Below are 24,284 nucleotides of genomic sequence, written 5' to 3' on the forward strand. Positions count from 1 at the left end.
GCGAACAGTAGATACCAAGCCATTTTCCGTGCGTAGCATCGAAACAAAGACGTACAAGGAGACCTAACTATGTTTGAACGGTTTACGGACCGCGCACGGCGTGTTGTGGTGCTGGCTCAGGAAGAAGCCCGCATGCTCAACCACAATTACATCGGCACAGAACACCTGTTGCTGGGTCTGATCCATGAGGGCGAAGGAATCGCCGCCAAGGCTCTGGAGTCCATGGGAGTGACCCTCTCTGCCGTTCGCGAGCAAGTGCAAGACATCATTGGACCTGGCCAGCAGGCACCGAGCGGGCACATCCCGTTCACCCCGCGGGCCAAGAAGGTTCTCGAACTCTCTCTTCGGGAAGCCCTTCAGCTGGGCCACAACTACATCGGGACCGAGCACATCTTGCTCGGTCTGATCCGCGCCGGCGAAGGAGTTGCGTCCCAGGTTCTGTCCAAGTTGGGCGCCGAGCCTTCCCGCGTCCGCCAGACGGTTATCGACATGATTTCCGGTTACCAGGGCGGTTCAGGAGATTCCAAAGAGACCGCAGGCGTTGGCGCCGGCGGCAAGGATGGCACCCCAGCAGGGTCCGCCGTCCTGGACCAGTTCGGCACCAACCTGACTGCGGCGGCTCGCGAGAGCAAGCTGGACCCGGTGATCGGGCGGTACAAGGAGATGGAACGCGTCATGCAGGTCCTTTCCCGGCGTACCAAGAACAACCCCGTGCTCATCGGTGAGCCCGGCGTCGGCAAGACCGCCGTTGTCGAGGGGCTGGCCCAGGCTATCGTCCGCGGAGACGTTCCGGAGACGCTCAAGGACAAGCATCTCTACACGCTGGACTTGGGCTCCCTCGTGGCCGGTTCGCGTTACCGTGGTGACTTCGAGGAACGCCTCAAGAAGGTGCTCAAGGAGATCCGCACTCGTGGCGACATCATCCTGTTCATCGACGAGATCCACACTTTGGTGGGCGCAGGTGCCGCAGAAGGTGCGATAGACGCCGCTTCGATCCTCAAGCCGATGCTGGCTCGCGGCGAATTGCAGACGATCGGCGCCACCACGTTGGACGAGTACCGCAAGCACATCGAGAAGGACGCCGCGCTCGAGCGCCGCTTCCAGCCGATCCAGGTCGATGAGCCTTCGCAGGCCCACACGGTCGAGATTCTCAAGGGGCTCAGGGACAAATACGAGGCGCACCACCGGGTCACGATTTCCGATGAGGCACTCGAAGCCGCGGTGAGTCTCTCGGCCCGATACATCTCGGACCGGTTCCTCCCGGACAAGGCGATCGACATGATCGACGAAGCCGGTGCTCGTCTCCGCATCAAACGCCTGACGGCCCCGCCGGAGATCAAGGATCTCGAGGAGCGCGTCGCGGAAGTGCGGGCGCAGAAAGAAGCGGCGATCGACGGTCAGGACTTCGAGAAGGCCGCATCGCTCCGCGACAAGGAACAGAAGCTCATCGCGGAGAAGGATGAGGAGGAGAAGAAATGGAAGGAGAGCGATTCCGCCATGGGCGAGGTCACTCCGGACGTCATCTCCGAAGTGCTCTCGGCCTCCACAGGTGTGCCTGTGTACAAGCTCACCGATGAGGAATCCGGTCGCCTTCTCAACATGGAGGACGAGCTGCACCGCCGCGTCATCGGCCAGGACAATGCCATCAAGGCGCTGTCCCGCTCGATCCGGCGTACTCGTGCGGGTCTGAAGGATCCGCACCGTCCCGGTGGCTCGTTCATCTTCGCCGGGCCCACCGGCGTCGGCAAGACCGAGCTGGCCAAAGCCCTGGCCGAGTTCCTGTTCGGTGACGACGAATCCCTGATCACCCTGGACATGTCCGAATACCAAGAGAAGCACACTGTCTCGCGACTGTTCGGCGCTCCTCCCGGTTACGTCGGTTATGAAGAGGGCGGACAGTTGACCGAGAAAGTCCGCCGCAAGCCGTTCTCCGTGGTTCTCTTCGACGAGGTCGAGAAGGCCCACGCCGATTTGTTCAACTCGTTGTTGCAGATCCTGGAGGATGGTCGTCTGACCGATTCCCAGGGTCGCGTAGTGGACTTCAAGAACACCGTGATCATCATGACCACGAACCTCGGCACCAAGGACATTTCGCGGCGTGTGCCCGTTGGTTTCCAGTCCATTGAGGACCCGACGACCAACTACGAGCGCATGCAGTCGAAGGTCCAGGAGGAACTCAAGGAGCACTTCCGTCCCGAGTTCTTGAACCGTGTGGACGACATCATCGTCTTCCCGCAGCTGTCGGAGAAGGAAATCCTTCAGATCGTCGACCTGTTCGTCGCACGTCTGGCGGAACGCCTGAGGGACAAGGACATGTCAATCGAGCTCACGGACAAGGCCAAGGAGGTCCTGGGGGAGCGCGGCTACGATCCTTCGATGGGCGCTCGTCCGTTGCGTCGTACCATGCAGCGCGACATCGAGGACCACATCTCCGAGAAGATTCTCTTCGGAGAGATCAAGGGTGGCGAAAAGATCACCGTGGACGTCGAAGGCGAGGGGAAGGAAGCCAAATTCATTTTCTCTTCGCAGAAGATGTCGGAGCTGTCCGACGACGGTTTCGATTACGGCGCGACCGAGTCGACCGAGTCGAATCCGGATTCGCAGCAGCTCTCGCGCCCGTCAACGCCTCCGCGTTATGAAGGCGGCGACGGCGGTGGGGCCGCGGGCTCCGCGACCGCATAGCGTGCTGGCCGTGTGCGAGGGGGCCTGAGCAGGCTTCTGACGACCTTCGATAAGCGGGGCCGTCCCTTACGGGGCGGCCCCGTTTTTGCATGCCCAGGAATCTTTGCGGCGAGGACAATTCGGTCAGGGGCTGCCGCCCTAGGGGGGTACTGTTCGAAACTGTGGATTTAACCTCTCCACCGGGGCGACAAGGGCTCCGCGGCCCTACTTTTACTTCTTTGACGCGTGTCGCGACTTTGGCGCCTGGGTAGGCCGGCGGCGTAAACTCAACGCCCATGACGACCTTGCGGATGCGACCTGCCAGAACTTCAGACGTCAACGGCATCAGGCGTCTGGTTGCACCGTATGTGGAGACGGGCGCCTTGATTTCCAAGGAAGCCGTTGACTACTTCGAGGCGATCCAAGAATTCCTCGTGGTCGAGGACCTTGATGCCTCAAATCCCGAAGGCGCGGCGCCGTTGGTCGGCTGCGGGGCCCTCCATATTCTGTGGGAAGATCTCGGTGAGATTCGGACCCTCGCCGCGGACGAGCGAGCTCGCGGACGCGGCGTGGGGCGGATGCTCGTGGACGCCCTATTGGAGCGCGCCCGCGGCATCGGCGTCGAGCGGGTGTTCTGCCTGACCTTTGAGGTCGAATTCTTCCGTCGTATGGGCTTCGAGGTGATGACCAACCAGGAGACCATCGACCACGAAGTCTTCGCGGAGCTCCTGCGGTCCCACGACGAAGGGATCGCGGAATTCCTCGACCTGGCCCGGGTCAAGCCCAATACGCTCGGCAACACCCGGATGATCCGCGCGCTCTGAGCGCTTTCCGGTTTATCCGGGCAGCGTAACCCGATTACGCTCGTCTTCGAAGGCCAATTCGTCCCGGATGAGCCCATCCAGACACCGTTTCAGCTGTTCATGTGAGGCTTCGAGCGCGCGGAGCCGGGTCATCGACTTCGGTTCCACACCCGGCGTATCGCGATTGGGCGCTATTAATGATGCGCGTGGAACCGGCTTCGTGGCTTCTCTCAGCACGGCCATGATCGCGCCACGTGCCTGCCGATCGGTGCCTTTCCACGTTTGGCCTCGCGGCACGTACTCCGCCTCGGGCCGCCCGGCGGCGACCCAGGCGCAATCGTCGAGCACGGGGCACATATCGCATTTGGGCGCTTTGGCTGTGCAGACCAACGCACCCAATTCCATGACCGATATGTTCCACAGTGCCGCCGGTTCGTCGTCCTCGGGCATGAGCTCGTGAGCGAGGCGTGTTTCGGCTGAGGTCAGAGACTTCGCCGGAAGTGCTTTGCCGCTGACAGCGCGGGCGTGGACGCGTCGAATATTCGTGTCGATCACGGTCTGCCGCTTTTCGAAGGCGAAAACCGAAATAGCCGCCGCGGTGTACGAGCCGACACCGGGCAGCGCGAGAAGATCCTCGTATTCCGAGGGAACTTCGCCTCCGTGACGTTCCACGATCGCCACTGAGGCCGCGTGCAGCCGCAATGCTCGGCGGGGGTAACCGAGACGCCCCCACTCCCGGACGGCCTCGCCGGTCGTGGCCTGTGCCAGATCCGCCGGAGTCGGCCACAAGTCCATCCAGCGCGTCCACTGGGGCAATACCCGGACAACGGGCGTCTGCTGCAGCATGAACTCACTGACCATAACCTGCCACGGTGTGCGGTCGGGCGCACGCCAAGGCAGATCCCGCGCGTTTTCGGCGAACCAGTTCGCGATATGCCGATGAAGGCGTTGGATCTTTTCCGGGTCGAGGTCGGTACCCCGATATTCGGGCGATGTGGGCTGATTCGACCTTACGGCCGACGCATTCGAAAATTTCATGACGTGACTACTGTAGTGTCCTCATTTCTTCCCTATGTTGACGCTTCTGTTTAGTAGCCTTGGACGCATGGCTGAGTACGAAGATCCCACCCCGGATGACGACGGTTTTGAGCGCGGGTACCGACGTGAGTCCCCAGAGGTATACCGTCGACGCCGGATCATTGCGTTGATCCTGGCTCTCTTGGTGATCGTCCTGATCGTTTGGGGCATCGTCTTTGCCGTGAACAAAATCGCTTCGAGTCTCACCGGGGGAAGCGACGCATCGACTTCAGCGCCTCCGAGCGATAACTTCGCGAGCTTCAGCGCGCGCCCTTCGCCATCGGCTTCTGGGTCGGAGGGACCCAGCGGCTCCGCGGGTCCATCGGCGTCGTCGTCAGCGAACGCTTCCGGCTCGTCGGAACCTTCTGAGAGTAAGAGTGAGACGCCGAGTCCCAGCGAGTCCTCGGCAGAGGCCGCGTCCGAGCAGACCCCGACCGATAGCGAACCAGCCAAGCCGGAGGCCTGCGGTTCTAATATTCAGGTCAATGCGTCCTTGGACAAGCAGTCATACGGACAGGGGGAGAACCCCGTCATGACGGCGACCGTGAAGAACACCGGCGGCAATCCGTGCAACATCGACTTGGGCGCCAGCAAGGTCACGTACGATATCACTTCGGGCCCGGCCGATGTCTACAACAACACCAAATGCGGCGGTGGGGGAGGCTCCAAGGAAGCAACCTTGGAAGCCGGTGGCGAGCAAAAGGTAACCCAGCCATGGGACCGAACCATCAACGTCAACGGTTGCGGTGACGCATCGCAGCCTGCTCAACCCGGCTACTACTGGCTGACCGTCTCAGTCAATGGGGTGCCGAGCGAGCAACAGCAGATCGTGATCCAGTAGCTTCTGCCCAGGATCGGGCAGGCCGGCGACCCTGGCATCGAGTCATTGAGGGTCGTGCTACCGCCGTACCCAGTCACCGTTACATGAAGCGGTCGAGGAGGCTGGTTTCCGCCATCCGGGCCAGTGATTCACGGATGCTTCTGGCGCGATACTCTCCGATGCCCTCGACGCCACGAAGGTCGTCCAGATTGGCGGCCATGAGCGATTGCAGGCCCTCGAACCGATCCACGAGTCTTTCGGAGACCGACCGCGGAATGGATTTGACTCCGCTGAGCAGGCGGTAACCGCGTGGATGCAGCGTGTAGTCGAGGTCTCCGCCACCCGGGAGGCCAACGGCCCGTGCGATGGCGACGGGATCCGCCAACTCAACGGGGGAAAGATCCGAGAGGCTCTCTTGGGCCCTTTCGATCACAGCGGTGTCTTGGCCTGACGGCAGGTGATCGCGGAAGACGAGTTCCGCGGTGGGCTGGTTCAGGACGAGCTCTTCTAGCTGCATGGCGATCATGCGGCCCTCGGCGCCCAGCTCGACGACGCTGTCCCCGATTTCTTCGGAAATTCTGCGGACCAGTTCCAGGCGCTGCAAGGCCAGGGCCACGTTCCGCACCGTGACATCGGATTGGATTTCCAACGCGGAGAGGTTTCTGAGCTCCTCCTCGAGGCGCATCGTGTATCGCTCAAGGGTCTGAATGGCCTGGTTCGCTCGCCCCATGATTTCTTGAGCGCCTTCCAGGGGGTATCTCTGACCATCCGTATAGATGGTGATGACCCCCATGGATTTCGAGACCGATATGACCGGGAACCCTGTTTGTTTGGCCACCCGTTCCGCCGTGCGGTGGCGCGTTCCGGACTCCTCGGTGCTGATCGTGGGATCCGGCATCAGCTGTACACCAGCGTGGTAGATGGTGCCGACTTCTCGGTCGCACACGATCGCGCCATCCATTTTGGCAAGTTCGCGGAGTCGGGTGCCGGTGAACTCCGTGTCGATGGTGAACCCGCCGCTACTGATGGCCTCGACGGTGCGATCCTTCCCCAACACGATCAGTGCACCGGTTCGTCCTTGAAGGATCCGGTCGAGGCCGTCCCGGAGTTGAGTTCCGGGAGCCAGGAGCGCCAACGTCTTTTTGAGCTGTTTGTTACGGGGTGAAGCCACGAATCTAGCCTAACGCGTGGTCACAACGATGTGGCTCGCCGCGCCATCAGGAACGGCCCGGAAAGAGAGTGTCGACGGCATCAACCACGGAAGCGACTTCCTTGACGTGCACGCCCTCGGGGACATCGCCGACACCGGCGGGTGAGGCCGGGACCATGACATGCGTGAACCCGAGTCGGGCTACCTCATTGATGCGCTGCCGGATTCCGGGTACCGCCCGGACCTCACCAGCTAGCCCGACTTCGCCGAAGACCACGAGTTTGCGGGGAAGCGGTTTGTCTTCTGCCGCCGAGGCCAGTGCCATCACCGTGGCTAAGTCCGCGGCGGGTTCGTTGAGTCTGACCCCTCCGACGGTTGAAAGGTAACAGTCCAGTTTGCCGACGTTGAATCCGGCCCGGCGCTGAAGCACGGCGAGAAGCATCGCGGTGCGTGCGGAATCGAGTCCGGCAGTTGCCCTCCGCGGCTGGGCTGTTGAGGATTCGTCGAGCAGGGCCTGGACCTCGGCCAGCAGAGGGCGGCGTCCTTCCATGGTGACCGTCAGGCAGGTACCCGCGACCGGGTGAGCGGTACGGGAAACGAACAAACCGGATGGATCCGAGACGCCTTCGATCCCGTCCTCGAGCAGGTCGAAACAACCGACCTCGTCCGTGGGCCCGAAGCGGTTTTTGACTGCACGGAGCATTCGGATCCGTGAGTTCTTGTCTCCCTCGAATTGGCAGACCACGTCCACCAGGTGCTCGAGCAAACGCGGCCCCGCGATGGTCCCCTCCTTGGTCACGTGTCCCACCAACAGCGTTGTCATATTGCGCTTTTTAGCTTCGGCGATGATCGACGCGGCGACTTCGCGGACCTGCGTGACACCGCCCGCCGATCCTTCGACGTCCGCACTGGCCAATGTCTGGACGGAGTCCACGACGAGCAGGCTGGGGGAAACCTTGTCCATGTGGGCCAGGGCCGAACCCAGATCCGTCTCCGCGGCCAAGAACAATGTATCGGCGACAGCATTGATGCGGTCCGCGCGGAGCTTGACCTGCGCTGCGGATTCCTCGCCGGTCACGTACAGGACCTCGTGAGGCTCGGAGCCTCCGTCCGGGGCATCAGATCGCCCCGCCGACTCTTGAGCATCGCGGTGCGTAGGACGTCCTCGGGCGAAAGTCGCCGCGACGTCCAGGAGGAGGGTCGACTTGCCCACTCCGGGTTCACCGGCCATGAGGATCACGGCACCAGGGACCAAGCCGCCGCCCAGGACGCGGTCGAACTCTTGAATCCCAGTGCTGGAGAACTGGGCGACGGAGGCATCTACCTCGCCGATGGGACGGGCCGGCGTCTCGACCGAACGAGCGGCACTGGTCCGGGCGACCGTGGGGCCGCCCGATTCTTCGATGGTCCCCCACTGCTGGCACTCGCCGCAGCGACCGACCCACTTGGCCGTGGTCCAGCCGCATTCGCGGCAACGATAGGCGTTGGTGTTCCGGGTTGTCTTACGTGCGGTGCTCATAGGAAAAGACTACGGGGGCTGACTGACAACTTAAGAGTCCTGATCCTCGATGTCTCGCGGATCTATCACGTCGATGGCCTCCGTGAGCTCCTGGCGTATCGTCACGAGCACTTTGCCGGCGGACTTCTCGTCCATCCCCGTCATCACCAAGAGATCAGTTGTCAGCGGGCGGATGATCATGACGAGAGCCTCGCCCTGATATGTCCTGACGCCCAGGGATTGGGGGTCGAGCTTCGCAGCCGTCGAGCTCAGGTCGATGCGGGCACGACGGCGCATGACGTTGCGGGCATCCTCGGTGTCCGCCTTGAGTGCCAAGCCCAGAAGGTCCACTGCCTCGGAGAGCTCGAGCAGAACGTCTCTCAGCGAGGAAATCGCCTCGTCCCGCAATTGAACGGTATTGATGACGTTGGCGATTCTCCGCACGAGAACACGAGCATTTCGAATCGCGTAATCGAAACCGTGGAGAGCCTGCTCGTAAAAGCGTATGTCTTCCATCGCTTGGCGTCGCGTGAGCGCAACCCTCGCCATGGACTTGCTGGTCTTGAGCGAGCTCTCGACCTGGTCGAGAAGCGGCTGGGTCTTTCGTGCGCGACTCAGGGCGTGCCAGGCCCGAGTGGCATCGTAATCCCCGATTGCCTCGGATGCCTCGCGCAGTACCCGTGAGAATTCGCGGGCGACATGCAAGATCTCGTCCTTCGGCTGACGCCGTGGATCCTGCGGCACCAAGACCATGATCACCAGGGCGCACAAACCACCGACGACGGCGTCGAGGCTCCGGGCAAAGGGCCCGTCGATCGCGGGAGGCAACAGAACCACGAGCACCGCTTGGAGACCCATCTGGGTCGAGAAGATAGTCCCGTTGTCCAGGAATCGTGCCAGCAGCAGGGAGAACAACAAAACGAGCGAGGCCTGGAGAGGGCCCCGCCCCAGGAAGTACATCAGCGAATCGCCCACCGCGATGCCGAGGGTGCACCCGATGGCCACTTCCATGATCCGACGCATGTGATTGCCACCGCGGACATAACCCAAGGAGACGATCGCGGCCGTCGCGGCGAACAGAGGCTGATGGTGCTGGAACAGGACTTCAGCGATGAAGTACGCATCGACCGCGGCGACCGTGATCTGAATGGATTGGAACAGTCCGCTCCGAACCCTGGAGAGGCCGAGCCGAGCCCGTGAGACGATCTCGCGTCTCGAGGACCGTGCCCTCTCCCTGACCTTGAATCGACTCATGGAGCCATCATAGTTCGTCGTTGTCACGGCCTAACTTCAAAATTAACCCGCCGTTCACTCTACCCCGGGCATCCGGATACCTGCCCTCCGTAACGTGCCAGAGGTAGGGGGGCAGGACGGATTCCTCTCCGCTCGGGTTCCTTGCCATTCGGTCGAGCTATCGTCCGACCGCATCACATCACCGGACCGTTCCGATCCGCGCGAAAAATCCCGCGGGCGACGGTTGACGACACTTGAAGGGGTACTTTTTGTGAAGATCTCTCGCATGGGGCGTTTCGCAGCCATCGCAGCGGCAGGCGCTATCGCATTGACCGCTTGCGGCTCCGACAACGCCACGGGTGAGGCGGGAACCGCCTCGTCTTCGGCAGGGCCCGATGTCAACGGCACCCTGTCTGGGGTGGGGTCCTCCGCCCAGCAGGCGGCCATGACCCAGTGGCAGACCGATTTCCAGAGCCAGAATTCAGGCGCCAACGTGCAGTATTCCCCGGATGGATCGGGAGCCGGTCGCAAGGCCTTCCTCTCGGGCGGTGCCAACTTCGCCGGCTCGGATGCTCACCTGTCCGATGACGAGTACAGCCAGGCCAAGGACCAGTGCGGTCCCGACGGAGCCATCGACATCCCGGTCTATGTGTCCCCGATTGCCGTCGCCTTCAACGTCAAGGGCGTCGACTCCTTGAACCTCGACCCCGCGACGATCGCCAAGATCTTCAAGGGCGAGATCAAGAATTGGAACGACGACGCCATCAAGAAGCAGAACCAGGACGCAGACCTCCCGTCCACCCCGATCACCGTCGTCCACCGCTCGGACAATTCGGGTACGACCGAGAACTTTACCGAGTACCTGTCCAAGGCTGCAGAGGGCGCCTGGGGGCAGGAACCTTCGGGTGACTGGCCCAGTCAGTTCAAGGGGGAAGCCAACAAGGGAACCTCCGGGGTCATCTCGACCACTCAGAGCACCGACGGGGCGATAACGTACGCCGATGAGTCGGCCGTGGGCGATCTTTCGACCGCCAAGGTTAAGGACGGCGACGACTACGTCGAGGTCTCGGCCGATTCCGCGGCCAAGGCCGTCGAGCAGTCCAAGAAGGTTGAGGGACGCGGTCAGCACGATATGTCGCTCGAGCTGAATCGTACGCCGAATGACGGCTCCTACCCTATCGTCTTGGTCTCCTACCACGTCCTATGCTCCGGTTACTCGGATCAGAAGACCGTTGACCTGGTCAAAGCATTCGAGAATTACGTTGTGAGCGAGGACGGGCAGAAATCGGCAGCCAGCGCTGCGAAGTCTGCCGTTCTTCCTGAGAGCATGCGAGAAGACGCCAAGAAGGCTATCGAATCGATCAAGACCAAGTAGCCCTACCGCCGCAAGACCTGCGGCCAGGTGAGATTCCCGCCAAGGCGCAGGTAGCCTTGGCGGGAATCTCGCGCAACGACCAACAGTAACCAGCAGAGAGTTTTTGAGGATTCATGTCTCACTCTTCTTCGACGGTTCCCGCCCCCGGAACCTCAGCCGAGCCCGGTGGGGAACACGGGGACGAGGGCAATAGTCCTCGGCAGAATCGGCCCGTTCCCGTGGCCGGTGCCAAGGGCAGCCCGGCCCAGGACAAGGTCTTCGCGAGCATCACGCTCATCGCCGGAGGCATCATCCTCGTGGTGCTGGCGGCCGTAGCTTTCTTCCTGACCTGGCAGGCCTCGCCGATTTTCAGCGCGGCGTCCAGCGAAGTGACCGGCGGGCAGGGCTTCCTGGCCTACATCTGGCCGCTCGTGCTCGGGACCCTGATTGCCTCGGTGATCGCGTTGGTCCTGGCGACCCCAGTTGGCATCGGCGTCGCCCTGTACATTTCTCACTATGCTCCGCCGCGGCTCGCCAAGGGTGTGGGCTATGTGATTGATCTTCTGGCGGCTATCCCATCGATCATTTTCGGTGCGTGGGGTGCTTCGGTCCTGGCACCCAAGATCGTTCCGTTCTACGACTGGTTGTCGAGCATCCTCGGATTCCTTCCGATTTTCGAAGGACCGGCGACCGCGACCGGAAAGACCATCCTCACGGCCGGAATCGTGCTGGCGATCATGATTCTGCCGATCATTACCTCGATGTGCCGCGAAATCTTTGCTCAGACCCCGGTGCTGCAACAAGAAGCAGCGCTCGGGCTGGGGGCAACCAAATGGGAAATGGTCCGGATGACCGTGTTTCCGTTCGCGCGAGCCGGCATCATCTCTTCGGTCATGTTGGCTCTCGGCCGGGCCATGGGCGAGACAATGGCCGTGACTCTGGTCCTTTCCGGCGGACCGTTCAATCCTTCCCTGATCCAGTCCGGAAACCAGACAGTGGCTTCCGAGATCGCGTTGAACTTTCCTGAGGCCTACGGCTTGCGCCTCAACGAGCTCATTGCAGCGGGCTTGGTTCTGTTTGTGATCACCCTGGTGGTCAATCTCCTCGCGCGCTTGGTGATCAGCCGATACAAGGAATTCTCGGGAGCCAACTCATGAGCACGACAGCGACCACCGCATCCAAACTCACCAGCGGACAGTCCCCCCGATGGCTTCCCGCAGTCATCGGCATGAGTGCCCTGATCGTAGGTGCCGCGCTTTCGGCCCTGGTTGGTTTCAGTATTGCCTTGTGGGTAGTCTTCGCCGCGATCATTTTCGTGATTGCCGGGCCACTCGTCGTCGGGATCATCGAAGGTCGTCGCAAAGGCCAGGACGCATTCGCCCGCTATCTGATCTACGGCGCGTTCCTGCTGGCCTTGATCCCCCTGATCTCGGTGATCTGGGTCGTGCTCAGCCGCGGGGTTCCTGGGCTGTCCGGGAATCTCCTGGGCACCTCGATGAACGGCGTCAGCGGCGTCACCGACAATGAGGCCGCCAATGGTGGTCCGGTCTACGGCGGCGCCTACCACGCGATCGCCGGAACCGTGATCATCACTTTCTGGGCAACATTGATGTCGGTCCCGATCGGCCTGCTCACCGCGGTGTTCCTGACCGAGTACAGTGGCAGCAACGCAGCATTCCGGTGGATGGGGCGCATCATCACGTTCCTCGTGGACGTCATGACCGGAATTCCATCGATCGTTGCGGGCCTCTTCGCCGTGGCACTCTTCGTCCAGGTTCTAGGGGACCCCTCGGCCAGATTCGGATTCATCGCGTCCGTCGCATTGTCGGTGCTCATGATCCCGACGGTAGTGCGCAATACGGAGGAAATGCTCAAGATTGTTCCGAACGAATTGCGTGAGGCCTCGTATGCATTGGGGGTGCGCAAATGGCGCACCATTACCAAGGTCGTCATTCCGACGGCGATCTCCGGTATATCCTCGGGCGTTACCCTGGCCATTGCCCGCGTGATCGGTGAGACTGCGCCGATTCTCGTGACGGCCGGCTTCGTCTCGAGCATCAATTTCAACGCCTTCAGCGGATGGATGACCACGTTACCGACGTTCATCTACTACCAGATCATGAACCCGACGTCGCCGACGAACCCGCAGGTTTCCGAAGGTCGTGCCTGGGCTTCGGCCCTCATCCTGATCATCCTGGTGATGGCGCTGAATCTCATCGCCCGTCTGATCTCCAAGCTCTTTGCCCCCAAGACCGGTCGCTGAGTCCGGCGAACCGAAGTAAAGGAAATAAATGTCCAAGCGCATCGACGTCGAACACCTCAACGTCTATTACGGTGATTTCCTGGCGGTGGACGATATCACCATGGAGATCGAGCCCCGCTCGGTGACCGCGTTCATCGGGCCGTCCGGGTGCGGCAAGTCGACTTTCCTTCGCACCCTGAACCGTATGCACGAGGTCATCCCTGGCGCCTACGTCGAGGGCAAGGTCAACCTCGACGGCGAGAACCTGTACGGGAAAGGCGTGGACCCCGTCCGGGTCCGTTCCCAGGTGGGCATGGTGTTCCAGCGGCCCAACCCGTTCCCCACGATGTCCATCCGCGACAACGTGCTGGCCGGCGTCAAATTGAATTCACGGCGCATCTCCCGCTCGGACGCTCAGACGCTGGTCGAATCCTCGCTGCGGAGCGCCAACCTGTGGGAAGAGGTCAAAGACCGCCTGGACAAGCCAGGTTCCGGCCTCTCGGGTGGACAGCAGCAACGCCTGTGCATCGCGCGCAGTATCGCGGTCCGCCCGGACGTGATCCTCATGGATGAGCCGTGTTCGGCGCTTGATCCCATTTCCACTCTGGCCGTTGAAGACCTCATCAACGAGCTCAAGGAGGATTACACCGTTGTCATCGTGACTCACAATATGCAGCAGGCCGCTCGCGTTTCCGACAAGACGGCTTTCTTCAATATTGCGGGTACGGGCAAGCCCGGCAAATTGATCGAGTATGCGCCCACCCAGGAAATCTTCAACAAGCCTCAGAACAAGGCGACCGAGGACTACGTCTCGGGTCGTTTCGGCTGAGGTCTCCTCCGTCGGTCGACGACGGCCGTTGGGCCTCGTACGGACTTTTCGGCAGGTCAACGCCTGCTCGAAAAGTCCGTACGGCCTTTTAAAACTTCCTCACGGCGGCCCAAGAGCGGCTACCAGATCGTGGAATTACAACAAAGGAGACAGCGCGAGGAAAAAGATGGCCGAGACGATGACCGTGACCGGCACGGTGACGATCCAGGTCAGGACCAGGCGGGCGGCCGTATGGGCACGCACCGCATGGAAGCGCTGGTTGGAGCCTGCGCCCAGAACGGCAGACGCCGCGAGGTGGGACGAGGAGAACGGGTCTTTGGCCACTGCCCCCGTACCGAAAACCAGGAGACTGGTTACGGCCTGAGCCACTGCACCGCGGAATGGGTCGATCGTGACCAGACGGTCCGAGATAGTGTGTCCGATACGCCAGCTGCCCATCAAAGTTCCGATGACCATCATGACGCCGATAAGTGTGCACATCCAAGCGGTTTGGGTCGACGTGATGCTGTGCCCGATCGACATCCACATCAAAGCGCCGATCACGAGGCTACGATGCCCGAAGTAGATCCCGTGCCCGAGGGATATGACGGATGTGCTGAGTGAAAGAACGTAGCGAGAGCGTCGGTGAATTCTTCCCGGGCTCGTGTGCTGGAGCAAATGCACCAACGGGATGACAGCCACCCAGGCGATCCCGAAGGCGGCCAAAGGGGCAAGGATGAGGGGAAGGACGACGTCGCCCACCATCTTGACTCCGAGGTCAAGATGATCGCCCAGCCCTACCTGCTGGGTGGCCCACAGCGCGCCGAATACCCCGCCGATCAGGGCATTGGTCGACGAGGACGGTGACCTGCGCCACCAGGTGAAGATCTCCCACAGGATCACCGTGAGCAATGACGAGGTCAGGACGGCAAGGCCGATGTCGTCGTGCGGGATCGTGAGCCAGTGATCCGAAGTCAGTGACAAAGTCAGCGAGCCGATGAGCAAGCCCACCACGTTGAAGAACGCGCAGACGATCAGCGCAACCTTGGGGGTGAGGGCACGGGCTCCGACGGGCACTGCTACGGCGTTGGAAGCGTCATGGAAACAACCGATGACGGTGTAGCCCAGAAGAAACAACCCACACAGGGCGAAGAGGAAGTACTCCACCGGTTACGACTCCTGGACGAGGATTCGTCCGACGTCGGTGGCCACTTCGCGCACGCTCAGGGAAGCTGCCTGAAGTTGGGCGGTGAACTGCGACTCCTTGAGGTAGGCCGCTGGCTTGAGCCGGTCCATCATGTCAGCTTGGTAGAGGTTCGTGGTCCGAATGGACTGCTTGGACATGCGAAGGACCTCGACCCAGTATTCGTCGAGGCCCTCAAGGTCCGAGAGATGCCGCATGGCCTCGGCGGTCAGGGAAGCTTGGCGCTGGAGAAGGTCCAGGAGGTCGGAGGCGCGCTTGGAAAATCGATCCAGGCTGTGGATCTTGATGATATGCGAGGCCGAGGTTAGGGATTCGGTCGCCTGGTTGAGGCGTTGGCCCAGCAGGTATAGGTCCGCGCGGGGGAGAGGGAGTACGAAGGCGCTTCGTACGGTGGTCATCAGCGCGAAGAACGAATCGGTGGATCGTCCCTCAATCTCCAGAGCCTGTTCGAAGACCTCGTCGTGATCCGTGAGAGGTGACCCCATCATGCGTGAGGCCGCGGAAGTGGAATCAACGACAAGCTGTGCCATGTCCGCGAGCAGCTCGAGGGCCTTGTTCTCCTGAGGAAATAAGCGAATTGCCACGCTCTGCCTTCCAAGGTGGTGGTGGTGATCGTTCCTAAGATAACCGTCCTTGGTTAACAGGACTGTCATGGAAGGTTCACAAGGCCATGATGCAGTGGGCCCCGGTCGGTGCCGTGATACTGCTCTCGCCCGGATCCGATCCGTCATTGTGGCACCGGGTCGGGGAAGCAACCGGCGCGTTTTGGGCGATTCGTCGAGGGGCCAGTCTCGCGAACGCAAAAGCCCCCGCTGGAGCGGGGGCACGCAGGTGAAGATTAGGGGCACTGGACCGGGTGCGCCTCTCGGCGGAAGGCCGCTCGAAGCGGCTAAATAATGGAGCCCGGGGCAACCTGCGGCCCAGTGCCTTGTATCCAGTGTGGTCCTTTTCCCGAGAACCTGTCAAAGAGGTACCTCTGAAGAAGGCTGGGCCGGACTCATGGTGAATCCGACCCAGCACCCCAAAAAACCGGGGGATGCCACGGTGTTCAGGCGATGAGGCTAGCGCATCATCTCATTGCGGTTCTGTTTGATGTCTTTGAACCAACGTCCGCCTTGTCCTGCCCACATCATGATGGTGCCGATGATCAACAAGATGGTTCCGACTGAACCGGTGATTCCGGAGCCGCTACCGAGGGAGACCAAGAGCGAGAGAAGGCTCAGAATGGCGAGGACCAACAGGGTGATTCGTCCCCAGTTCTTGCCCTTGGTCGCGGCTCGTGCGGCGAGAACCTGAAGCACCACGATGGCCACAGAGATGACGGCGCCGAAAATCAAGCCGCCCCAGACGAGACCGGACTGGCCTTGGTCCTGAAGCTGCTTGTATTCGGCGCTGCCCATGAGAACGAATGGGGAAATGATCAAACCGATGATGGTTATGGCAGCAGAGATGTACACCAAGAGCGCCCCCGTCTTGACGGGCTTGGGGGCGACAAGTGCCCCGCTCTGGTTTTGAACGGGTCCGTTTCCCTGTCCGTAACCCGTGTCTCCACCCTGGTACCGCGGCTGGCCGCCCTCGGGGGAGCCGCCGTACTGAGGAGGCTGGTTGCCTGCCGGGGAGTCGTGGTTCTCGGTCATTATTTCCTCTCGCGGGTGTTTGATCTGACGTCACTATCCAAACATGAATTTGTCGTTCACCACAATAGGGTGACTCAAGTTCGGGATAATACCGAAGGCATTGGGCTTTAACAATTCGTATCCGACAAAACCAAAAACGGTCGAGAGATTACTGCATTTTTCTTCTAGGTATCTTGCATGCTCCAACCGCGGAGAAAATCCCACTCGGTATATCGGGCCACGTCGTCCTGATGACGCCCCGACGGGAGGGGGCTTCCGCGCTATGTGCGACCTCTACCCCGGCCACATCGGTCCGCTTCTTGGAACAGGACACCAATGGTCTTGGCGCAATAGTGAATCCTTGTATCAAATATTGTGCAATAGCTTGTTGTCGCGAACGACCGTTCTCGAATACCTGGAGAAGTATCCGGTCCGGCAGGGGAAATCGAAAAGAACACAAGCGATACGAACTGTCGACAAGACCGTGAACGATCAAAGTTTCACGGCCGGGAACAGTCATTCGTGAACGCTCGTTCCGTCTGACAACGTTCCGACTCCGGCTTCTCCCGCCCATACCGGATGGCGGGGTCGGCCGCTTTCATGAACTTCGATGTCACGATTCATTGCGGCCACGTCATATGACGTCGACGTTGCGTCAAGCGTGTGGGTGCGCTCAATGCGCGAAATGCGGCGTCAAACTCTCTCATCTCTTGCGGGCCTGCGCTGAGGCGGATTGAATACTTGCGTATCTATCCAGAGCGGCCGAGAGACCTGGCTCGTCGACGCCGCAGCAACCTCCTCACGGAAACCCGAACATCTCGGTCCCGAGGAAAGGTGCTCCCGCCAGGACCGATGGAGTGTATCGGCCGTCTCCGGACGTCGTCGGCGCAACTCCGGCACGGTCCCACTGGACCGGGTCGGTTGCGTCGGCGGACGAGGAGGCTCCGCTCTCCGTCGGGTGTACCGAAAGGAGACCCGGCGTGAACCCTGATGACAGGCCAGCGTTGTCCTTCGAGCTCTATCCGCCTCGCAGCAGGATGAGCCGACAGGCATTGGAAACCACTATCGCCGAGATCGAACCCACTCGCCCTGATTACGTTTCCGTGACCGCCGCCGTGGATGGCGAGAGGAGGCGCCAAAGCCTGGACTTGCTACGACACCTCGTCGAGGAAACGGAGCTGAAACCATTGGCCCACATCGTCTCGACCGGACAGATAGCTTCCGAGCTCGAAGAACTGGTCGATGAGATCATCCGGCTTGGCGTGCGCGGCCTCCTGGCTCTGAGGGGCGATCGACCTGAGAACTACGCCCTCAAGCAGGGCGAACTTCCCTTCGCTCGACACCTGGTGGAACTGATCCGTGGCGTCGAGTCGAGGGGATCGGCCAAATTGTGTGCCGGACGTCTGGCCGTGGGCGTGGCGGCCTATCCGGTCCGTCACCCAGAATCCTCGAGCATCCACCACGACACCGAGGTCCTGCTGGCCAAGCAACGGGCGGGAGCGGATTTCGCCATCACTCAGGTCTATCCGGACCCTTCCGATTACGCTCGTCTCGCCGAGCGGGCCCGCGCCAATGCCGTCGAATTGCCTCTGATCCCCGGAATTCTGCCCGTGACAAGCCTGCGGAGGTATCTGCGGGTGTGCGGACTCGCAGGGATCGAGCCGAATGCAGGTCTCGCACACAGGCTCGAAACCGCCGAGACGTTCGCAGAACGCCTGGCCGTCGGAGTGGACTCGGCGGAGGACTTCGCTCGCCAGGCCCTTGCCGCAGGGGCCCCAGGACTGCACATCTATACCTTCAACGAACACCAGGCGGCGCTCGAACTCGTGGATCGACTCGGTCTGCGCGGCAATACTGCCCCTTCGAATCAACCCATCTCGCCTCTCAACGATCAGGAGATCATCGTGACGAACCCTAACAACGTCCTCCACAGCACCTCACCCAAGGACAGGGCTTTTCCCCCGGCAACCATCCTCGGCTATCCGCGCATCGGACCGAATCGCGAGGTCAAGCGCGCCCTGGAAGCGTACTGGAGCGGGCAAGGCGATATCGAGGACCTGTCGTCGTCCGTGACCGGAATTCGACACCTAACCGTAGGCCGCCTGCGGGAACTGGGCTTGAAGGCTTCCTCCTCGATCCCGGCTTCGTTCGCCCTCTATGACCAGGTGCTGGACGCGATTCTGGCGACAGGGGCCGTGCCTACTCGGTTTGCGGATCTTGCGAACCGTGACCATCACCTGAACCGGGACGCCTCCTTCGTCCTGGCCCGAGGAGATGACGCCCGTGGCCCACTCGAAATGACCAAGTGGTTCAATACGAATTACCACTACTTGGTGCCCGAGATCGGCCCTCGGACTCCTTTCACCGCAAATCCGCAGGAGATCGTCGGCCAGTTGCAGGCCGGTGCCTTTTCGCCGAACGACGACGCCCCGATGCGCCCTGCCATCCTCGGCCCGATTTCGTTCTTGCTTCTGTCCAAGGCCGAGGACACCGCGCCCGTTGGATTCGAACCTCTGAATCGGATCGAGGAACTCGTGGAGGTATATCGAGAGCTCATCTCGGCGCTGGGCAATGCCGGTGCCGAATGGGTTCAGCTCGAAGAACCGGCCCTCGTCGCCGAGAATCAGAATCCGGAACTGGCCGAGATCGTCCGGCGAACCTATGAGCGCTTGAGCGCCGATCGCGCAGCTGGTGATCCCTTGGTCCTGGTTACGACCGCCTACGGTGACGCCGAGAATCTTCTCGAGCCCCTGGTGGCGGCTGGCGTCGATGCCGTTCACGTGGACCTGGTCTCCGGCCCTGCGAACGGGCAGATCCGGCGACTCGATCCGGATCAGCTGTCCCTCTTTACCGGCACCGAAGCCCCGGTACTGGTGGCCGGCATCGTGAACGGACAGAACATCTGGCGAACGGATCTGCGTACGGCCCTGGCTCGACTCGAGGAGCTCCACGAGGCCGGGGCGAATGTGGCGGTCAGTACTTCGACATCGCTCATCCATGTACCGCACGACGCCGCTCTCGAGGACCAGCTCGGGGACGAACCTCGCACCTGGCTCGCGTTCGCGGACCAGAAAGTCGAGGAGGTTTGCATCCTGGCCCGAGGGCTGGCGGACGGACCCGAGGCGATCGCGAATTTCCTCGACGAGTCCGACGGGGCGATTCGTCATAGGACAGAGGCCCGCGGGACCAGGGACGCACGGATTCGAGAACGGGCTGACCTGCTGACCGAATCCGATGGTCATCGTGAGTCCGCGGAGGAGAGGCGCCGTGAACAGGCTCTGCAGGGCATTTCGGCGAGCCTTCCGGAACTGCCCACGACGACGATCGGTTCTTTCCCGCAGACCCCGGAGATCCGAGCGGTGCGTGCGGACCACAGAGCCGGGCGCATCTCCGATTCCGAATACACCGAGCGCTTGCGGGAAGAAATTCGCGCCGTCGTTGCTCTTCAGGAGGAGATCGGGCTGGACGTGCTCGTGCACGGGGAACCCGAGCGCAACGACATGGTCCAGTACTTCGCGGAGAACTTGGATGGGTTCGACGTAACCCGATACGGCTGGGTCCAGTCCTATGGCTCGCGCTGCACCCGGCCTTCGATCCTTTGGGGGGACGTCAGTCGACAAGGCGAAGGGGTGCGGGGTCGAGCCATCACGGTTCCCTGGATCACCTACGCGCAGTCCCTGACGGACCGCCCTGTGAAGGGGATGCTGACGGGTCCGGTCACTATCCTGGCCTGGTCTTTCGTCCGCGAGGACCAGCCGTTGGCGGATACCGCGAATCAGGTGGCTCTCGCTTTGCGCGACGAGGTGAACGACCTCGAGGCGGCCGGTATAGGCGTCGTACAAGTTGACGAACCCGCATTGCGCGAACTCCTTCCACTCCGGGAACGCGACCGGGCCGAATATCTCGAGTGGTCGGTACGGGCCTTCCGCTTGGCCACGTCCGGTGTGAGGCCCGAAACCCAGATCCACACGCACCTGTGCTATTCCGAATTTGGAGAGGTGCTCTCCGCGATCGACGCGCTGGATGCGGACGTGACCAGCGTCGAAGCGGCGCGCTCGCGGATGGAATTGCTGGATCCTCTGGCGGACATCGGATTCGAGCGTGGCATCGGGCCCGGTGTCTGGGATATTCACTCTCCCCGGGTTCCCACTGTGACGGAAACCGAGGATCTGTTGTCTGCGGCTGCGCGAGTCATCCCTCGCGACAGGCTCTGGGCCAACCCAGACTGCGGTCTCAAGACGAGACAGTATGAGGAAACCACGGCCGCGTTGAAGAGACTCGTGGAAGCCGCCCGACGGGTACGCGCGGGTGTGACCGTCTAGAAATTGGGCACGCGGCCTGAGGCCAGGCAGCCTCAGGCCGCATTTTCCCTGTCGGGGAAGAGACGAATGGCGTCTTCGACGAGTTGTTCAAGGTCGGCGTCGATGTCAACCGCGGTGCGGACCAAGAGACCGTGGACGAACAGCAAGAGCATATTCGCGAGTCGGGGAGGGTCTATCAGGGGGCTCAGCGGGTCTGCGCCCTCTGAGACTCTTTGCCGAGACCACGGTGTGAGAACTTCTGTGAGCAGCTGACGAGCCCGAGCAATATTTTCTCGCGCGACCTCCGCGACCTCCGGGTTGACGGTCGATTCGGCGATGAACTGAATCAGAAGCGGCCCCAAACCGTTGGTGAAGAGCGTGCTGACCACGAGTCGGGCGACGTCGGAGGGGGCCGGGGTCGAACCTTTTTCGTTTTCCATGGCAATCAAATCCTGCAGTGCCGCGTGGAAGATGCTCTCTGCGGTGCCTCTCATGATCGAGGCTTTTCCCTCGAAGTGCGAGTAGATCGAACCAGGAGACATGCCTGATTCAGCAACAATGTCCGCCATTGAGGTGTTGGAGAAGCCGTTGCTGAGGAAGCAGCGGCGGGCCGCGGCGATAATGCGCTCGCGTCTGTCGATCTTTGATGACTCGGATAGCTTCGGCATAGAAAAAGAATAGTCGTTCTGTTAGTCTGGCCGCAAGTAGAAGAAGCATTCTGTTTAGGAGACGTTATGAGCGTTCGGGATTCTCAGCACGCCGAGGCTGAGTCCACCTCAAACCCCTCGAAAATCCGCACCGGCAGCCATATGGGCAAGGTAGTGGGAGTGTCCCTCCTTGCCGCCGTGGTGATGACCATTTTCGTCATGGCATTCACCTGGCCCAGCAAGACGTCGACCGCCCACAATCTGCCGGTCAGCGTCGCAGGCCCGAAGCAAGCCGTCGATCAATTCGAGAACAAAATCAACGAGAAGTCGGGGGACACCTTCGACTTCGTGGCTGCCGATAGCCGCAGGCAGGCCGTTGATCAGATCAAGCATCGGGAAACTTACGGTGCCGTCATCTTGGCCGAACAACCGAAGACTCCGGAAGTTCTCACCGCACCGGCCGCCAACTCGACCGCAACGCAGGTGATGAGCGGGATCGCTGATCAACTGACCCAGCAGATCCGTACCCAGATCACCGGTCAGGTCGACCAGATGAAAGAGAAGTCCGGTGGCCAGCTGAATGGTCAGCAGGCGCAAAAGGCCGAGCAGCTGGAAGAGAAAGCGGCATCGACTCAGGTAGCCGAAACCGAGGTAGTTCCCCTTTCGGGCGACGACTCGAACGGCGCTGGCCTCACCACGGCGGCATTCCCGTTGGTTCTCGGCGGAATGATCGGCGGTGTTCTCGTCACATTCCTTGTTAAGGGCGTCTGGCGCAGACTCATCGCGGCATTGGCCTATGGGGCCCTGGCCGGGCTGAGCCTGACCCTGATTCTGCACACGTGGTTCGGGTTCGTGCAGGGCAATTTCGGGCTGGTCTGGCTCGCCTTCGGCCTGTCGGCCATGGCCACCGCGACTTTCATCCTGGGCTGTACGGCGGTCCTGGGTACGCCGGGCATCGGACTCGGTGCTGTCGTCACGCTGTTGGTCGGCAATCCGCTCTCCGGAGCCCAGGTGCCGTGGCAGTTCATGGTGGAACCGTGGGGGCGCATCGGTCAGTATCTGGTGCCGGGTGCCTCAAATACATTGCTGAGGTCCCTGAGCTACTTCCCCGAGGCCCCCATGGCTCAACAGTGGTGGACGCTCATTGCGTGGGTCGTTCTCGGCGTCTTATTGACGAGCTTCGGCCATTTCAAACACAACCGCATTAACGATGATGCCGAGGAACACGGCGCAGATCGGCCGGCGCCCCGGCACCGTCAGGAAGAAGCTCCTGCTCAGGGCTGATTCGCGGTACGTGGCCCTGGTGCGCCCGTATAAAGAACTGAGGGGGCCAGGCGCGTCGTCGGGGGTTAGTCCCTTGCAGACGGTGCCCGGCCCCCTCGTCGTCCGATGGGACGAAGAGCTGGCTGTGCCTCTTAGAGTTGCTGGTTCCGCACACGAACGGTGCGCTCGTTGGTGAACTGCTGCAATGCCCACTGCGCATTCTCGCGCCCATAGCCAGAGCGGTTGATGCCGCCGAAGGGGAACTCGGGGCTCGAATCCATGTGGGTGTTCACAAAGGTCATGCCGGCATTGATCTTTTCGGCGAACTTCTGACCGCGTTCGGGATCGGTGGTCCATACCGAGGCCATCAGCCCGTACTGCGTATCATTCGCGATCCTCAGGGCGTCTTCCTCGTCCTTGGCCTTGAAAACCATCACGGCCGGGCCGAAGAGCTCGTTGCATCCCAAATCGGAATTCGGGTCGATATCTGTCAGCAACGCCGGGGACATGAACCAACCCGGTCGATCCAGCTTCTCGCCTCCGGTGTGCAAGGTCGCACCCTCTTGTGCGGCCTTTTGGATGCGCTCGACGACCTCGTCGCGTGCGCCTTCGGAGGACAGCGGTCCCATATCGGTCTCGGGATCGTCAAAGGCTCCGACGGTCACGTTCTCGACTGCTTCCTTGGCGGCCGCCACGAAGTCGTCATAGTAGTCTTCGACCACGATGAAACGCTTGGGCGAGGTGCAGACCTGCCCGGCGTTCGCGGTCCGGAGGGTTACGGCCTTTTGCGCAAGTCCTTTGACGTCATCGGTGTCCAGCACGACGAACGGGTCATTGCCGCCGAGCTCCAGAACCGAGCGCTTAAGGTGCTTCGCTGCGATCTTCGCAACCGAGGCGCCTGCTTCCTCGGATCCGGTCAAGGAGAAGCCCTTGACGCGGAAATCCTTGAGGACCTCTTCTGCATCGCTGCTGTTCAGGTAGATATTCGTGTAAACGCCCTTGGGCAGTCCTGCCTCTTCGAGAAGGTCCTGGAAAGTCTGGGACGACTTGGGACAGATGGCTGCCTGCTTCATCAGGATCGCGTTGCCGACCATGATGTTGGGCAATGCGAAACGCGCGATCTGGTTGTACGGGAAATTCCAGGGCATGATGCCCAGGAGTACACCCAACGGGTCATGCTTGACGTAGGTCTTGTCGGCGCCTTGCGCATCCGGCAACTGTGTGTCGGCAAGGAATTTTTCGGCGTTCTCGGCGAACCAACGAGCCGTGAAAGCCACCTTCTGGGCTTCTGACTCGCCCTGCTTCTTGGGCTTGCCCATTTCTCGGCCAATGATGTCGGCCAGCTCTCCGGCGCGAGCCTCGACGAGGTCAGCGAATTTGTTCAGAATTTCGCCACGCTTGCTGACAGGGGTGTCCCGCCAGGACTGGAAGGCCTGATCGGCGGTGTCGATGACCCCGGGAATCTCCTCTGCCGTGAGGGACTCAAAAGTCTGCTCGACTTCGCCAGTGTTCGGATTTGTCACAGCAAAAGTACTCATATAGGTACTCAAACCAAATTCCCTGGCCGCGTCCAGTGAGTTTCGACGTAGGCGGAATGTTTCTCGTGA

General features: G+C 61.3%; 18 protein-coding genes and 1 riboswitch. Of the genes, 9 read left to right on the forward strand and 9 right to left on the reverse strand.

Translation table 11 applies throughout. From position 1 onward, the window contains the following. Positions 1-69 precede the first annotated feature (69 nt). Together EWR20_RS09620 and EWR20_RS09625 are read left to right on the forward strand one after the other, a co-directional pair. The gene (locus tag EWR20_RS09620) at positions 70-2,682 is read left to right on the forward strand and encodes an ATP-dependent Clp protease ATP-binding subunit (RefSeq protein ID WP_129360436.1); all 2,613 of its coding nucleotides are present in this window, start codon (positions 70-72) and stop codon (positions 2,680-2,682) included. Between the two features lie 275 nt (positions 2,683-2,957). Continuing rightward, positions 2,958-3,485 carry an amino-acid N-acetyltransferase gene (locus EWR20_RS09625; RefSeq protein ID WP_129360437.1) on the forward strand — a complete coding sequence of 176 codons (528 nt, stop codon included), beginning with the start codon at positions 2,958-2,960 and terminating at the stop codon, positions 3,483-3,485. Between the two features lie 12 nt (positions 3,486-3,497). Here the strand turns inward: EWR20_RS09625 and EWR20_RS09630 are convergent, their stop codons facing one another. After that, on the reverse strand, positions 3,498-4,502 hold the full coding sequence (locus EWR20_RS09630; protein ID WP_129360438.1) for an HhH-GPD family protein: 1,005 nt from the start codon (positions 4,500-4,502) through the stop codon (positions 3,498-3,500). A gap of 67 nt (positions 4,503-4,569) precedes the next feature. On the opposite strand from EWR20_RS09630, the gene EWR20_RS09635 reads away from it, so the two are divergent. Further along, on the forward strand, positions 4,570-5,382 hold the full coding sequence (locus EWR20_RS09635) for a hypothetical protein (RefSeq protein WP_129360439.1): 813 nt from the start codon (positions 4,570-4,572) through the stop codon (positions 5,380-5,382). A gap of 79 nt (positions 5,383-5,461) precedes the next feature. On the opposite strand, the gene disA is transcribed toward EWR20_RS09635, so the two are convergent. From disA to EWR20_RS09650, 3 genes are read right to left on the reverse strand one after another with little or no spacing between them, the layout of a single operon-like run. Continuing rightward, positions 5,462-6,532, reverse strand: a complete 1,071-nt coding sequence (gene disA / locus EWR20_RS09640; RefSeq protein ID WP_129360440.1) for a DNA integrity scanning diadenylate cyclase DisA — start codon at positions 6,530-6,532, stop codon at positions 5,462-5,464. Positions 6,533-6,578: 46 nt separating this feature from the next. Then, on the reverse strand, positions 6,579-8,030 hold the full coding sequence (locus EWR20_RS09645; RefSeq protein WP_129360441.1) for a DNA repair protein RadA: 1,452 nt from the start codon (positions 8,028-8,030) through the stop codon (positions 6,579-6,581). 30 nt (positions 8,031-8,060) lie between these two features. Beyond that, a complete protein-coding gene (locus EWR20_RS09650) occupies positions 8,061-9,263 on the reverse strand; it encodes an FUSC family protein (RefSeq protein WP_129360442.1) in 1,203 nt (400 codons plus the stop codon). Between the two features lie 250 nt (positions 9,264-9,513). Here EWR20_RS09650 and pstS point away from each other — a divergent pair, with 250 nt between their 5' ends. From pstS to pstB, 4 genes are all read left to right on the forward strand, one after another. Further along, positions 9,514-10,617: a phosphate ABC transporter substrate-binding protein PstS gene (pstS, locus tag EWR20_RS09655; protein WP_129360443.1), complete on the forward strand. Its 1,104-nt coding sequence runs from the start codon at positions 9,514-9,516 to the stop codon at positions 10,615-10,617. Positions 10,618-10,730: 113 nt separating this feature from the next. Beyond that, positions 10,731-11,753, forward strand: a complete 1,023-nt coding sequence (gene pstC / locus EWR20_RS09660; protein WP_129360444.1) for a phosphate ABC transporter permease subunit PstC — start codon at positions 10,731-10,733, stop codon at positions 11,751-11,753. Then, the gene (gene pstA, locus EWR20_RS09665; protein WP_129360445.1) at positions 11,750-12,859 is read left to right on the forward strand and encodes a phosphate ABC transporter permease PstA; all 1,110 of its coding nucleotides are present in this window, start codon (positions 11,750-11,752) and stop codon (positions 12,857-12,859) included. The genes pstC and pstA overlap by 4 nt, the downstream gene beginning before the upstream one ends. Before the next feature lie 28 nt (positions 12,860-12,887). Beyond that, positions 12,888-13,667, forward strand: coding sequence for a phosphate ABC transporter ATP-binding protein PstB (pstB, locus tag EWR20_RS09670; protein WP_129360446.1), 780 nt, complete (start codon positions 12,888-12,890; stop codon positions 13,665-13,667). A 135-nt stretch (positions 13,668-13,802) separates the two neighbouring features. Here pstB and EWR20_RS09675 read toward each other — a convergent pair whose 3' ends face one another. The 3 genes from EWR20_RS09675 to EWR20_RS09685 form a co-directional block, all read right to left on the reverse strand. Next, positions 13,803-14,813: an inorganic phosphate transporter gene (locus tag EWR20_RS09675; protein WP_129360447.1), complete on the reverse strand. Its 1,011-nt coding sequence runs from the start codon at positions 14,811-14,813 to the stop codon at positions 13,803-13,805. 3 nt (positions 14,814-14,816) lie between these two features. Beyond that, positions 14,817-15,434, reverse strand: coding sequence for a phosphate transport regulator (locus EWR20_RS09680; RefSeq protein WP_129360448.1), 618 nt, complete (start codon positions 15,432-15,434; stop codon positions 14,817-14,819). 477 nt (positions 15,435-15,911) lie between these two features. Beyond that, complete coding sequence (locus EWR20_RS09685) at positions 15,912-16,487, reverse strand: hypothetical protein (protein ID WP_129360449.1); 576 nt, start codon at positions 16,485-16,487, stop codon at positions 15,912-15,914. A 725-nt stretch (positions 16,488-17,212) separates the two neighbouring features. Next, positions 17,213-17,325: riboswitch (SAM riboswitch) on the forward strand. A gap of 121 nt (positions 17,326-17,446) precedes the next feature. On the opposite strand from EWR20_RS09685, the gene metE reads away from it, so the two are divergent. Next, entirely contained in the window at positions 17,447-20,788 is a 3,342-nt protein-coding gene (gene metE, locus EWR20_RS09690) for a 5-methyltetrahydropteroyltriglutamate--homocysteine S-methyltransferase (RefSeq protein WP_129360450.1), read from the forward strand. A 32-nt stretch (positions 20,789-20,820) separates the two neighbouring features. Here the strand turns inward: metE and EWR20_RS09695 are convergent, their stop codons facing one another. Further along, positions 20,821-21,435: a TetR/AcrR family transcriptional regulator gene (locus tag EWR20_RS09695; RefSeq protein ID WP_129360451.1), complete on the reverse strand. Its 615-nt coding sequence runs from the start codon at positions 21,433-21,435 to the stop codon at positions 20,821-20,823. A 66-nt stretch (positions 21,436-21,501) separates the two neighbouring features. Here EWR20_RS09695 and EWR20_RS09700 point away from each other — a divergent pair, with 66 nt between their 5' ends. Beyond that, a complete protein-coding gene (locus tag EWR20_RS09700) occupies positions 21,502-22,698 on the forward strand; it encodes an ABC transporter permease (protein WP_129360452.1) in 1,197 nt (398 codons plus the stop codon). Positions 22,699-22,829: 131 nt separating this feature from the next. Here the strand turns inward: EWR20_RS09700 and EWR20_RS09705 are convergent, their stop codons facing one another. Further along, a complete protein-coding gene (locus tag EWR20_RS09705) occupies positions 22,830-24,215 on the reverse strand; it encodes an NAD-dependent succinate-semialdehyde dehydrogenase (protein WP_129360453.1) in 1,386 nt (461 codons plus the stop codon). Positions 24,216-24,284: the final 69 nt, after the last annotated feature.

The organism is Rothia uropygioeca (genome assembly GCF_004136585.1).
Taxonomy (GTDB): domain Bacteria; phylum Actinomycetota; class Actinomycetes; order Actinomycetales; family Micrococcaceae; genus Rothia.